This is a genomic window from Paenibacillus caseinilyticus, from assembly GCF_027533645.1.
GTDB lineage: Bacteria > Bacillota > Bacilli > Paenibacillales > NBRC-103111 > Paenibacillus_G > Paenibacillus_G caseinilyticus.
In genome coordinates this window covers 114,984-127,043 of record NZ_JAQAGY010000008.1, presented here as the reverse complement: position 1 = coordinate 127,043, position 12,060 = coordinate 114,984, and the positions used below count along the sequence as shown (strand labels likewise).

At 55.0% G+C, this 12,060-nt stretch carries 13 protein-coding genes; 9 read left to right on the top strand and 4 right to left on the bottom strand.

Annotated features, from left to right (window positions below; all coding sequences use genetic code 11):
• The first annotated feature begins 275 nt into the window (after positions 1 to 275).
• The 7 genes from dxs to spo0A all read left to right on the top strand — a co-directional run bounded on the left by dxs (position 276) and on the right by spo0A (position 8,362).
• Positions 276 to 2,162 (top strand): 1-deoxy-D-xylulose-5-phosphate synthase, encoded by a 1,887-nt coding sequence (gene dxs, locus O9H32_RS14180; RefSeq protein WP_269866763.1) that lies wholly within the window; start codon positions 276 to 278, stop codon positions 2,160 to 2,162.
• Between the two features lie 20 nt (positions 2,163 to 2,182).
• On the top strand, positions 2,183 to 3,019 hold the full coding sequence (locus O9H32_RS14175; RefSeq protein ID WP_269866762.1) for a TlyA family RNA methyltransferase: 837 nt from the start codon (positions 2,183 to 2,185) through the stop codon (positions 3,017 to 3,019).
• 151 nt (positions 3,020 to 3,170) lie between these two features.
• Entirely contained in the window at positions 3,171 to 3,641 is a 471-nt protein-coding gene (locus O9H32_RS14170; protein WP_269866761.1) for a hypothetical protein, read from the top strand.
• Between the two features lie 10 nt (positions 3,642 to 3,651).
• Positions 3,652 to 4,101: a transcriptional regulator AhrC/ArgR gene (gene ahrC, locus O9H32_RS14165; protein ID WP_269866760.1), complete on the top strand. Its 450-nt coding sequence runs from the start codon at positions 3,652 to 3,654 to the stop codon at positions 4,099 to 4,101.
• A gap of 35 nt (positions 4,102 to 4,136) precedes the next feature.
• Positions 4,137 to 5,840 (top strand): DNA repair protein RecN, encoded by a 1,704-nt coding sequence (gene recN, locus O9H32_RS14160; protein WP_269866759.1) that lies wholly within the window; start codon positions 4,137 to 4,139, stop codon positions 5,838 to 5,840.
• Positions 5,841 to 5,996: 156 nt separating this feature from the next.
• The gene (spoIVB, locus tag O9H32_RS14155; RefSeq protein WP_269866918.1) at positions 5,997 to 7,337 is read left to right on the top strand and encodes a SpoIVB peptidase; all 1,341 of its coding nucleotides are present in this window, start codon (positions 5,997 to 5,999) and stop codon (positions 7,335 to 7,337) included.
• A 227-nt stretch (positions 7,338 to 7,564) separates the two neighbouring features.
• Entirely contained in the window at positions 7,565 to 8,362 is a 798-nt protein-coding gene (gene spo0A / locus O9H32_RS14150; protein ID WP_269866758.1) for a sporulation transcription factor Spo0A, read from the top strand.
• Between the two features lie 214 nt (positions 8,363 to 8,576).
• On the opposite strand, the gene O9H32_RS14145 is transcribed toward spo0A, so the two are convergent.
• The 3 genes from O9H32_RS14145 to O9H32_RS14135 form a co-directional block, all read right to left on the bottom strand.
• Positions 8,577 to 8,816, bottom strand: coding sequence for a hypothetical protein (locus tag O9H32_RS14145; RefSeq protein WP_269866757.1), 240 nt, complete (start codon positions 8,814 to 8,816; stop codon positions 8,577 to 8,579).
• A gap of 134 nt (positions 8,817 to 8,950) precedes the next feature.
• Positions 8,951 to 9,136 (bottom strand): DUF2524 domain-containing protein, encoded by a 186-nt coding sequence (locus tag O9H32_RS14140; RefSeq protein ID WP_269866756.1) that lies wholly within the window; start codon positions 9,134 to 9,136, stop codon positions 8,951 to 8,953.
• An 83-nt stretch (positions 9,137 to 9,219) separates the two neighbouring features.
• A complete protein-coding gene (locus tag O9H32_RS14135; RefSeq protein ID WP_269866755.1) occupies positions 9,220 to 9,540 on the bottom strand; it encodes a hypothetical protein in 321 nt (106 codons plus the stop codon).
• Positions 9,541 to 9,723: 183 nt separating this feature from the next.
• Here O9H32_RS14135 and O9H32_RS14130 point away from each other — a divergent pair, with 183 nt between their 5' ends.
• Positions 9,724 to 10,071, top strand: a complete 348-nt coding sequence (locus O9H32_RS14130; protein WP_269866754.1) for a carboxymuconolactone decarboxylase family protein — start codon at positions 9,724 to 9,726, stop codon at positions 10,069 to 10,071.
• Positions 10,072 to 10,102: 31 nt separating this feature from the next.
• On the opposite strand, the gene O9H32_RS14125 is transcribed toward O9H32_RS14130, so the two are convergent.
• Complete coding sequence (locus tag O9H32_RS14125; RefSeq protein WP_269866753.1) at positions 10,103 to 10,375, bottom strand: DUF2627 family protein; 273 nt, start codon at positions 10,373 to 10,375, stop codon at positions 10,103 to 10,105.
• A gap of 221 nt (positions 10,376 to 10,596) precedes the next feature.
• Between O9H32_RS14125 and lpdA the strand changes: the two genes are divergently transcribed.
• On the top strand, positions 10,597 to 12,018 hold the full coding sequence (gene lpdA, locus O9H32_RS14120; RefSeq protein WP_269866752.1) for a dihydrolipoyl dehydrogenase: 1,422 nt from the start codon (positions 10,597 to 10,599) through the stop codon (positions 12,016 to 12,018).
• The last annotated feature ends 42 nt before the right edge of the window (positions 12,019 to 12,060 follow it).

Genomic DNA, 12,060 nt, shown 5'->3' with positions numbered 1-12,060 from the left:
TGGATAAACTGGCGTTTTTCACCTATTGTGCTAAGGGAGACTTAGTGCCAATGGGGGAGGGGGAGCGCGGTATACTGCCGGGAATGGAAGCAGAATATTCTGGCCCACGGCAACGTTCTAACCTATGGAGAGAGAGCTGAGCCCGGTCTCTTCCTTATTTAAGGTCTTTATTGCTTTTTTACTTCTTGTCCTTTCGTTCACCGGGCATCGTCTCGGCATCAAGCGGTAAGGCATCAGGCATTTACAATCCAACGACGGAAAGCGAGGGAACAAGCGTGCTGCTCGATCAAATTCACGGGCCCAAAGATCTGAAAGATCTGACGGCGGAACAATTGGAGCAACTGGCTGCGGAAATCAGACAGTTTCTTATCGAGAAGCTATCGGTAACCGGCGGTCACCTCGCGCCGAACCTTGGTGTTGTCGAGTTAACGATTGCTCTGCACTATTTGTTTGACAGTCCAACGGACAAATTTATATATGATGTGGGCCACCAATCCTATGTTCACAAGATTCTCACGGGACGGATGGACCGCTTCGATACGCTCCGCAAATACCAGGGGATGTGCGGCTTCGTCAAGCGCTCGGAGAGCGAGCATGATGTCTGGGAAGCCGGGCACAGCTCTACTTCGCTCTCGGCGGCGATGGGGATGGCAGTCGCCCGGGATATCGAAGGCGGCCATAACCGCGTCGTGGCCATGATCGGCGACGGGGCATTGACCGGCGGTATGGCGCTGGAGGCGCTGAATCATATCGGACACGAGAAGCGCAAGCTGATGGTGATTCTGAACGATAACGAGATGTCCATTGCTCCGAATGTCGGAGCCTTGAGCAATTACCTCTCGAGGATCCGCTCCGACCGGCACTACATGAAGGCGAAGGAAGAGGTGGAACACCTCATCAAGAAGATTCCGGCGATTGGCGGCACCTTGGCCAAAACGGCCGAGCGCCTGAAGGACGCCTTCAAGTACATGGTCGTGCCGGGCGTATGGTTCGAGGAGCTCGGACTCACTTACTTCGGACCGATCGACGGGCATAACCTGCCGCTGCTGATCGAGACACTCAAGCAGGCGGACAAAGTGAACGGACCGGTACTAGTCCATGTGATCACGACCAAAGGCAAAGGCTACTCGCCTGCGGAAGCGGACTCCCATACCTGGCACGGTATTTCCCCGTACAAGATCGAATCCGGGCAGGTGCTGAAGACGGTTGGACCGCCGATGTACACGGAAGTATTCGGCAAGACGCTGATCGAGCTGGCGGAGAAAGACCCTCGCATCGTAGCTATCACGCCGGCCATGCCGGGCGGGTCGGGGCTGCTCCCGTTCGCGAAAAAATTCCCGGACCGCATGTTCGATGTAGGGATCGCCGAGCAGCATGCCGCTACCTTTTCGGCGGGCCTTGCAACGATAGGCTTGAAGCCGGTCTTCGCCGTGTATTCGACCTTTCTGCAGCGGGCTTACGACCAGGTTGTGCACGATATATGCCGCGCCAACCTTAATGTGTTGTTCGCCATCGACCGGGCGGGCTTCGTAGGCCCGGACGGGGAGACGCATCACGGCGTCTATGATATCGCCTATCTCCGCAGCATTCCGAACATGGTGCTCATGATGCCGAAGGATGAGAATGAGCTGCGGCATATGATGAAGACGGCCGTGTCATACGACGAGGGCCCGATTGCTGTCCGTTATGCGCGGATTAACGGTCTCGGCGTTCCCATGGATGAAGAGATGAAAGAAATTCCGCTGGGCTCCTGGGAAGTGCTCCGCCAAGGTACGGACGCGGTTATTCTCGCGGTCGGACCGATGATTCCGGCGGCGCTGGAAGCGGCGGAAGCCCTTGCCAAGGAAGGTACCCAGGTGCGCGTCGTGAATGCCCGGTTCATCAAGCCGATGGACGAAGCCATGCTGACGGCAATCGGCCATGAGGACATTCCGGTCATTACCGTGGAAGAGGGCGCGCAGCTCGGCGGATTCGGCAGCGGTGTGCTGGAATATTATTCAATGCAAGGAATCTACGGGATGCGGATCAAGCTGGTCGGCGTACCGGATTATTTCGTGGAACACGGCTCCGTGAAGGAGCAGCGTCAAGAAGTAGGGCTGACCGCCGAGCGGCTTGTCAAGGAACTGCAGGCGCTCGTTCCCCGTAAGAGACAGCGTGCGTAGCGCACATTCAAGGAGCGATCATGGCGGGAGATAAGATAGAGAAAGAACGGCTTGACGTCCTGCTCGTGGAGCAGGGCTATTACGAAACGCGCGAGAAAGCCAAAGCGGCGATTATGGCGGGGCTGGTGCTCGTATCCGGAGAACCGGTCGATAAGGCGGGGACGAAAGTCCCCCGCACCGCGCCGATCACCGTCAAAGGCTCGCTGCATCCTTATGTCAGCCGCGGCGGGCTGAAGCTGGAAAAAGCATTGAAGACTTTCGGGATTGACCTCGTTGGAGTCACGATGCTGGACATCGGCGCTTCGACCGGCGGGTTCACGGACTGTGCGCTGCAGAACGGGGCGGCTTACGTATATGCAGTGGATGTGGGCTACAATCAGCTCGACTGGTCGCTCCGCAAAGACCCCCGGGTCTGTGTCATGGAGCGGACGAACTTCCGGCATATGCAGCCCGGGGAACTGCCGGGTCCAGAGCCCAGCTTTGCTTCGATCGACGTGTCCTTCATCTCGCTGAAGCTCATACTGCCTCCGCTCAAAGCAATACTTGCCCCCGGCGGAACCGTGGCTTGTCTGATTAAGCCCCAGTTTGAAGCGGGCCGCGAGAAAGTGCCGAAGACCGGCGTCGTGCGGGAGCCGGCCGTACACAGGGAAGTGCTGGAATCGGTCCTTGGCTTCGCGCAGGAAGCAGGCTTCTCGCTCCGGGGATTAACCTATTCTCCGATCAAGGGCGGCGAGGGCAATATCGAGTTCCTTGCGTATCTCGCGAATGCGGACGAGCAGGGGATTACGGGGGAAGCGCTCCACCAGAGGATCTCTGAAGTCATACGGGAGTCGCAAAACATGCAGAGCTCATCTTAACGGATGAGTTTTTTTAATAAAGAAGGCTTCTTCTCGTAAGCCGTCACCGGTCACCTGGGCTCCAATTCCCTTCTTCGCATGGGTGCGGCGGATTGCTGCAGGCTCTAAGAGGCAGCGTGCTCCTGTACAAATCTCTTACCGAGGTGATGGCATGCAGAGCGGTGATGGATTCATAATCGGCCTGGTGGTGTCGGCGCTGGTCTGGTGGTTGTATACTGCCCTCCGCTCGCGGATGAAGGAGACGGTGGAGGCAGAGGAGCCGCCGGAGATTCTGAATGAACTGGAAGAGCCGCCGGAGGACGAAGCGACTCAGCTTCTGAAGGATCTCGGCTACACGGTGCTGAGCGGCAAAAAACGGGTACTGATACATATTGCGGTGAACCGGCGCGAAACGCTCCACAGCCGGCTGTTCTTCGATTATATTGCGCAGAAAGACGGCTCTTATTACGCAGTGAAGCTGGCCAAAGAGCGGATGCCTCTGGAGAGGACCGGCAGTGCCCTGAGAGAAAGACTGCTGGTCTACCAGCTGCTGTATCCGCAGACCGCAGGCGTGCTGTATGTGAACCTGCAGGGAGGGACCGTGGATTGCTACGAGTTCGAGCTGCAGGTCGCAAACGAATAGGGAGGATATCATGAAAGGCCAACGGCATATCAAGATACGCGAAATCATCACGAACAACGAGATCGAGACACAGGACGAGCTTGTGGAGCTGCTCGGTGTTGCAGGGTTTCATGTAACGCAAGCAACGATTTCACGCGATATCAAGGAGCTCCATCTCATTAAGGTGCCACTCGATGACGGACGGTACAAATATTCCGTGCCCGCCGATCAGAGGTACAATCCGCTGCAGCGGCTGCGGCGCGCGCTGAACGACCATTTCGTGCACATCGATTATACGGAGAATCTCGTCGTGCTGAAGAGTCTGCCGGGAACGGCGAACACGATCGCTGCGCTCATCGACTCGCTCGAGTGGAATGAGATCATGGGGACGATCTGCGGCGACGATACCGTCTTAATTATCTGCCGCAACCGCGATCACAGTGCCCATGTGGTGAATCAAGTACTGGGTATGCTGAGCTGACCCGGAATCCTTAGTCTAAAAAGAGGTGCATGCATATGCTGCTGGAATTATCCATCCGTCATTTGGCGGTCATCGAGCACGTCGAACTGCACTGCAAGAAGGGCTTTCATGTGCTCACCGGCGAGACCGGCGCGGGCAAGTCCATTATTATAGACGCCCTCAGCCTGATCGCGGGAGGACGGAGTTCCACCGACCTCGTGAGGTACGGAAGCGACAAGGCTTCCATTGAGGCCTTATTCCACATTCCGTCGGATCATCCCGTCTGGGGTATTGTGGAACGATTAGGAATAGAACCCGGGGAAGATGAGCATCTTATCATTCGCAGAGAAATCACGGCAGCGGGCAAAAGCACCAGCCGGGTGAACGGGCATCTCGTGAATCGGACGGCGCTCAAGGAGATCGGCGAATGGCTGGTGAATATCCATGGTCAGCACGAGCATCAATCCCTGTTCAAAATCGAGGAGCATATCCGCTGGCTCGATCTGTTCGGGGAGGGCCGGATTCTGCCGGTAAAGCGCGCTTATCAGCAGGCATTCGACGCTTATCAGTCGGTCCGCAAACAGGTGCGCGAGCTGCAGGAGACGAGCAAGCAGGCACTCCAAATGCTGGATCTGTACCGCTTTCAAGTCGAAGAAATCCGTTCGGCGAACCTCAAAGCGGGCGAGGATGAAGCCCTGGGCGAAGAAAAGCGTAAATTAGCCAATGCCGAGCGGCTGTTCCAGAATGCATCGGATGCGTACGATCTGCTGTACGGCGGAAGCAAAGGCTTGGACGCGGTCTCGAAGGCCGTTCAGAAGCTGCAGGATATCGCCCAGCTCGATACGGTGAAGCTCGCTCCTCTCTTGGAGCAAGTGCAGGGGGCCTTCTACCAGCTGGAGGATGCGGCTTATCAAGTGCGGGATTACAGGGATGAGATTGAATTCAATCCGGCCGGTCTCGACTTCATCGAGCAGCGGCTCGACACCATCTCTTCGCTTCGGCGCAAGTATGGCGAGAAGGTATCGGATATCTTGGCGCATGCCGACAAGATCGAGCTGGAACTGGACCTCATCGAGAACAAGGATGAGAAGCTGCAGCTCCTTCAGAAGGAAGAAGCCAAAGCCAAGGAGAGCGTAGACCGGCTGGCGGACCAGCTCACGGCCGAGCGGAAGACGGTTGCCGAGAAGCTTGCCGGTGAGATCGTCTCCGAACTGCGCGGCCTTCATATGGAGCGAACCCAGTTCAAGGTGAACTTTGCTGCGCCGGACGGACAACGGAAGCTGACAAGAGACGGGGGAGATCTCGTCGAATTCCTGATCTCGGCGAACCCGGGTGAACCGCTCCGCTCCTTGAGCAAAATCGCATCCGGCGGGGAAATTTCGAGGGTCATGCTGGCCCTGAAGTCGATCTTTGCCCGTGTGGACCGCATTCCCGTCCTCGTATTCGACGAAGTCGATACCGGGGTCAGCGGCCGCGCGGCCCAGGCGATCGCGGAGAAGATGTCGAGGCTCGCGGACTCGTGCCAGGTGTTCTCGATCACCCACCTTCCTCAGGTGGCCTGCATGGCGGACGTTCATTATCTCATTCATAAGCATGTCGACGGTGACCGCACTTATACGAATATTGACGATCTGAATGAAGGCGGGCGTATCCATGAGCTTGCCCGTATGCTCGGCGGAGTCGAAGTGACGGACAAGACGCTGCAGCACGCACAGGAGATGCTCGACTTGGCAAATGATAAGAAGGCAAGGATGGTCTGAGAGCATAGGGAGCAATTACGTAACATAAAAGAAAACCCTAGAGGCAATCTTAAAGGTACACAAACGGCGGTGCACATTGCAGGTGTGACACGGCGGACCGGCAGCAGTGCCGGCCCAACGTGCCGCTACAGCAGGAAGCAAGGGAGCGTGAGCGAATTGAGTTCCAACCAGAGAAAAAGATTGATTGGATTACTGCTCGTCCTCTTCGTTTGTTTGGGTAGCCTGACCACCCCTTTCCGCAGCTTTGCCTCATTCCCCGAGGAAGTCCGGCTCTTCACCGGACAGCAAGCCCATCTGCAGTTATCGATGCCGGTCAATGCGATGGTTACCGTGTCCCATCCCGAGATTCTGAAGGTGAACGGAACGGCAGAGCACTCATTCCAGGTGGATTTACATCATCCGATTTCGCTTCAAACGTATAAAGCGGGACAAACCGAGATGAAGCTGAAGCTCTTCGGAGCCATCCCGCTGAAGACCGTCAAAGTCAATGTCGTGCCGGATCTAAAGGTGATTCCGGGCGGCCAGACGATTGGTGTCAAGCTTAAGTCCGCCGGTATTATGGTCGTGGGTCATCACTTGGTTGCCGTAGCGGAAGATAAGAAATCTTCACCCGGCGAAGAAGCCAAGGTGCTGCTTGGCGACCTTATCGTCAAAATGAACGGCAAGCCGGTCAGCGAAGTCAGCAAAGTGGCGGAGCTCGTAAAGCTCGCCGGCGAGAGCAAGAAGGAGATTAAACTTACGGTTGTCCGCGGCACCGAAACCTTGGAGATTGGAATTACACCAGCGTATGACATCATCGATAAGGCGTATCGTCTCGGGCTTTATATTCGGGATTCGGCAGCAGGCGTAGGGACGTTAACCTTCTATGCTCCGGATCAAGGCGTCTATGGCGCGCTGGGCCATGTGATCACCGATATGGACACGCAGACGCCGATTAAAGTCGGTAACGGGGAAATCGTGCATTCCAACGTAACGTCCATCTCCAAGAGCCAGAACGGGGAGCCGGGGGAGAAGCGCGCGATATTCCCGAAGGACGGCAAAGCGATCGGCAACATTGAACGCAATACCCAGTTCGGCATCTTCGGCAAAATGTTCGAATCGCCGAGCCACAGCTTGAATGAGAAGGCACTTCCTGTAGCTTTTGCAGAAGATGTAAAAGAAGGACCAGCCCAGATTTATACGGTTGTGGGCGGGCAAAAGGTGGAGAAGTTCGATATCGAGGTTGTCCATGTGGCCAAGCAGGATTACCCGGCTACCAAAGGGATGGTTATCAAAATAACGGATCCCCGGCTGATCGATAAGACGGGCGGCATCGTGCAGGGAATGAGCGGAAGTCCGATCATCCAAAACGGGAAGGTGATCGGTGCCGTAACGCATGTATTCGTCAATGATCCGACGAGCGGCTACGGCTGCTTTATCGAATGGATGCTTCAGGACGCAGGCATTATGCTGAGACCGTCGGCAGCAGGGGAAGAACAGGAACTGAAGGCGAGCTAGAAGCCTTCAGTTTTTTTTCTATTCCTGAAAGAGGGCTTTTAGCAGATTACAGAGCTTGGTGTCGGATAATGTATAAAGATGGATTAAATTAATCATTATAAAATATTCTCGAAAAAAAATCCAGAAAAATAATATTCGACAGAAGGAATTTTGCTTCGCATGTCGAAATCATTAGTTAGGTAAAAAATGCTAAGGTCAATTGCCGTAAATGAAGGAGGAGTTAGACGTTGCAAACCATTGAAGTTCTATTAGCAGACGACAATCGCGAGTTCACGAATCTGCTTTCGGAGTTTATCGACGATCAGGACGATATGAGGGTTGCCGGTGTAGCCTATAACGGAAATGACGTGCTGCGTTTGATCGAACAAAGCGCAAAGGTGCCGGATGTACTCATTTTGGATATTATTATGCCGCATCTTGACGGTCTCGGCGTACTGGAGAAGCTTCGCGAGATGGATCTGAATCCACAGCCGAAGATCATCATGCTGACGGCCTTCGGTCAAGAGAATATTACACAGAAGGCTGTACAGCTCGGCGCCTCCTATTATATTCTAAAGCCGTTCGATATGGAGATTCTGACGAATCGGATCCGTCAACTGGTGTCTACCAACCAGTCGATGCCTATGATGACTTCCGGCGGCATGAAGAACGTGGTACAGCTGCCGAAGGGCAAGAACCTCGATGCGAATATCACGACGATCATTCACGAAATCGGCGTTCCTGCCCATATCAAAGGATACCAGTACCTGCGGGAAGCGATCACGATGGTCTATAACAACATCGAGATTCTCGGAGCCATCACCAAGACGCTGTATCCGGCGATTGCCGAGAAATACAAGACGACGCCGAGCCGCGTCGAACGTGCGATCCGCCATGCGATCGAAGTGGCCTGGACACGCGGGAACATCGACAGCATTTCTCACTTGTTCGGCTACACCATCAATATCTCCAAAGCCAAGCCGACGAATTCCGAGTTCATCGCCATGGTAGCCGACAAGCTGCGGATTGAGCATAAAGTATCTTGAACGGAAGCCGGATCTGCGCCGCCTGACGAAGAGTAGTCGACAAGCAGAGCTGCTTTACCGTTTGGGACGGTTCGCATACGCCGGTTAAGACAACTAGGTGCAGAATACAAAGAATGACGCTGGGGTCGCGAGGTCCGGCGTCATTCTTTATTTGGGCCAACCATCCGGCTGATCCGCATCCCGGAGCAGTACCGGCAATTGGGTCGGTTTCCTTTCAAAAAACGGGATGGGAGATCATCCTGTCTTCCGTGGATTCCGGAGACATCCCCCACAGCGTAACATCCCAGAACGTGTGCACGCCTTTGGGATACGGTACGCCGTTGATATGTACCGTGAAAGGATCTACTTCGGTAACCTTGCCGCTGACTATACGAGTGTCTCCGAGGCAGACGATAATATCCAGCTCACAAGCCGCCGCTATTCTTAATTTCAAATCGCTGTCCAAACCGTACATGGTGCATCCCTCCAAATGCATATATCGGAAGATGCAGGAAACGATTGAATACCCGGGCATAAAAAAAACCGGACAAAGTCCGGCGGTATCTCCGAGAATAGCAAGCTTGTGCATTCATGAAATAAGAGCAGGGATTAGGGACGAATGTCACATTTGTTCTTGATGAACGAGATCTGGTTCTCCAATCGGTTGATTCGGTCCACGGAAAGGGCATCCACATCGGAACCCCGTCCTCTAAGTTCCGACAGCTCGCTCAGCAGCGCATGAAGATCCTCGCCGGATGCGGCACAGTCATAATTGCTTTCAAGGTTGTCAAGCATCTCGCGCACCTCCTTCGATGTGTACTTCTCTTGTAGTATGGAGTGTGCAGGAAGGAGTCATGCTCAAGGGGGACAGCCAATAATTACAGGGTCGGTTGTGTTGTATGAACGAGCTGCTTTTCTTCTTGGCCGTGCTCCGAATATATGGCGTGGGCCCAGTCCATCCAACCTTCAGGTAAGCGCTTCATTAGAAAGGATCGGACTTCAAGACCGGAGCAGGCAAGATCGTATATCAGCTTCTCATAGGTATGCAGGATCGTATCGAAGTCCAATCCGACATCCTCCATCAACAATTCCTTCAATGCGATGTCGTTATCACTGAAGTCACGGTAGACCAAGCCATCATAAATTTCCGTAATCAGACCATTCTGAACACGAACAATTTTTTGACAAGTTTTTTGCATTGAATCTACTCCTTGCACTGGGATACTTCATTATAACATAGGGATTCATCATCTTTTGTAGAATTTTGTAAGTGCTTTCGTCTTTTTTTTGTTTTTTTTGGATTGGCTTTTTTGGAGGCCCGCATACCCTTACGGACGCAGGGGAAGCTTAATTCTAGTACAGTTCGGGAGGTGAATGGCAGGATGCAGGCGGAATCGAAAACGGACTCTTATAAAATCGGCGTCGGGCACATGAAAGAGCATATGCCGGCTATGGTGGAAGCATACCATGGATTTACGGGGAGATGTTTTGCACCCGGTGCGCTGGAAGAGAAGCAAAAGCAGCTGATTGCCCTCGGCATCGCGCTCTTTGCCAACAACGAAGTATGCACGCTGTATCATGTGGAGGAAGCCTTGTCCAAAGGCGCTTCGAAGGAGGAAGTGCTGGAGGCTATGGCGGTCGCCGCGGCTGCCGGGACGGGGCATATCTTGTCGCAAGGCGCAACACGTGTCCAGCAGGCACTGGGCTCTCTTACTTACGGGAAGCAATAGACACCAAGAAAAAAAGGGAGTAGGCCGCAGCCTATCCCTTTTTACGTTTGTTGGCCCGAAACCGGGGAGCAACGTAATTGCGTTTGCGGTCCCGGAAAAAGATCCACCCGCCGATAAAAGCAACGCCCGCCGCAAAGAGGAGCAGACCAAACAGCAGCTTGCCCCACAGTATGCCCGGGTCGGCCGCGGCAGCATCGAATTGGGCGAACCAGGCATCCTTGATCGCGAGGAACCCGTAGGTGGCCATCAATCCAGGGATGACCAGCATCAGAATAGCAATAAATCGGTAGAATGGGGCTTTCATGAAGGCTCCTTCTTTATGGCCCGGTTCGTTCAAGGCCCAAGGGTCATCGCATGCAGCACGTAGTCGGCCTCCCGCAGGGGGGGGCCGGTACGGATGCATACAATATTAAGTTATCATAAAATCGGTCCGGTTTCATGCTTGTTCACAAATTGGACCTATATTTCTTCGTAGAAGTAGAGGTACAATAAAGAAGTTGACTCAGAAGCAGGAGGAATGAAGCAATGTCGCAAAGTTTTGACGTGGTGGTGCTCGGAGGCGGAGTAGGCGGCTATTCTGCAGCGATCCGGGCCGCGCAGCTTGGCAAGTCCGTAGCGATCGTGGAAGAGGACAAGCTGGGGGGGACATGTCTCCACCGGGGATGCATTCCGAGCAAGGCTCTGCTGCGCAGTGCGGAAGTGTTTGCATTAATGAAAGAAAGCGCCCGATTCGGGGTCGAGACAGGGGAGACGAGACTGAACTTCCCTCAGGTGCTCCGCCGCAAGAATGAAGTGGTGGAAGGCCTGCACTCCGGCCTGCAGTTTTTGATGCGTAAACATAAGATTCAAGTCTTCTATGGCAAAGGAAGGGTCATCGGCCCTTCGATCTTCTCGCCCCGCAGCGGGGCGGTATCCGTCGAGCAGGCGGACGGCGAGATCGTGTCGCTGGTGCCGGAGGCACTGATTCTTGCTACAGGCTCGCGTCCGCGAATGCTCACCGGTCTGGAGCCGGACGGCGTGAAGGTGCTGACCAGCGACGATGCGCTGCAGATGGAGAAGCTCCCGGCTTCCGTCCTGATCATAGGCGGTGGCGTGATCGGCGTCGAATGGGCTTCGATGCTGAGCGACTTCGGCGTGGACGTGACGATGGCCGAAGTAGGCCCAAGGCTGCTGCCGGGCGAGGAAGAGGAAGTGTCCCGTGAGCTCGAGAGGCTCTTCAAGAAGCGCGGCATTACGATTCACACGGGATGCTCCGTGCTGCCGGAGACGGCCGATAAGAGCGGCACAGGCCTGTCGATCGAAGCGGAGCAGGGGGGAGAACGCATCCTGCTGCAGGCGGAGGCGGCACTGGTGAGTGTCGGACGCCGGGCGAACGTGGAAGGCATCGGGCTTGAGAACACGGACGTGCGGGTCGAAGCCGGCTTTATCCGCGTTAATGCGTCGATGCAGACAGCCGAGCTGCATATCTATGCCGTTGGGGACTGCACGGGCGGGGTCCAGCTGGCTCATGCCGCCGGTCATGAAGGCATTCTGGCTGCAGAGCATATCTGCGGAGAATCCGTACATCCTTATCTTCCGCATGCGATCCCGCGATGCGTCTATTCGCGTCCCGAAGCGGCCTCCGTCGGCTGGACGGAAGCGCAGGCCAAGGAGCGCGGACATGAAGTGAAGACGGCCAAAGTCCGCTTCCAGGCGCTGGGCAAGGCTATGGTGCTCGGGGAGACGGACGGATTCGTGAAAGTGGTGGCCGATGCCCGGACCGACGATATTCTTGGGGTCCACATGATCGGGGCCCACGTGACGGATTATATTTCGGAAGCGGCGCTGGCCCAGCTGCTCGAAGCGACGCCTTGGGAAGTCGGCAGGACGATTCACCCGCATCCGACCTTATCCGAAATTCTGGGAGAAGCGATGCTGGCGGTGGATGGCCAAGCGATTACGATGTAAGAGCCGCTGCTGCAGGGCAAGATAAGCTGCAAGATAGCTGAC

Bases quoted from the DNA above. Each gene is read 5' to 3' on its own strand.
- O9H32_RS14175 (WP_269866762.1), top strand. From the start codon at position 2,183: ATGGCGGGAGATAAGATAGAGAAAGAACGGCTTGACGTCCTGCTCGTG.
- O9H32_RS14170 (WP_269866761.1), top strand. From the start codon at position 3,171: ATGCAGAGCGGTGATGGATTCATAATCGGCCTGGTGGTGTCGGCGCTG.
- ahrC (WP_269866760.1), top strand. From the start codon at position 3,652: ATGAAAGGCCAACGGCATATCAAGATACGCGAAATCATCACGAACAAC.
- recN (WP_269866759.1), top strand. From the start codon at position 4,137: ATGCTGCTGGAATTATCCATCCGTCATTTGGCGGTCATCGAGCACGTC.
- O9H32_RS14145 (WP_269866757.1), bottom strand. From the start codon at position 8,816: ATGTACGGTTTGGACAGCGATTTGAAATTAAGAATAGCGGCGGCTTGT.
- O9H32_RS14140 (WP_269866756.1), bottom strand. From the start codon at position 9,136: ATGCTTGACAACCTTGAAAGCAATTATGACTGTGCCGCATCCGGCGAG.
- O9H32_RS14135 (WP_269866755.1), bottom strand. From the start codon at position 9,540: ATGCAAAAAACTTGTCAAAAAATTGTTCGTGTTCAGAATGGTCTGATT.
- O9H32_RS14130 (WP_269866754.1), top strand. From the start codon at position 9,724: ATGCAGGCGGAATCGAAAACGGACTCTTATAAAATCGGCGTCGGGCAC.
- O9H32_RS14125 (WP_269866753.1), bottom strand. From the start codon at position 10,375: ATGAAAGCCCCATTCTACCGATTTATTGCTATTCTGATGCTGGTCATC.
- lpdA (WP_269866752.1), top strand. From the start codon at position 10,597: ATGTCGCAAAGTTTTGACGTGGTGGTGCTCGGAGGCGGAGTAGGCGGC.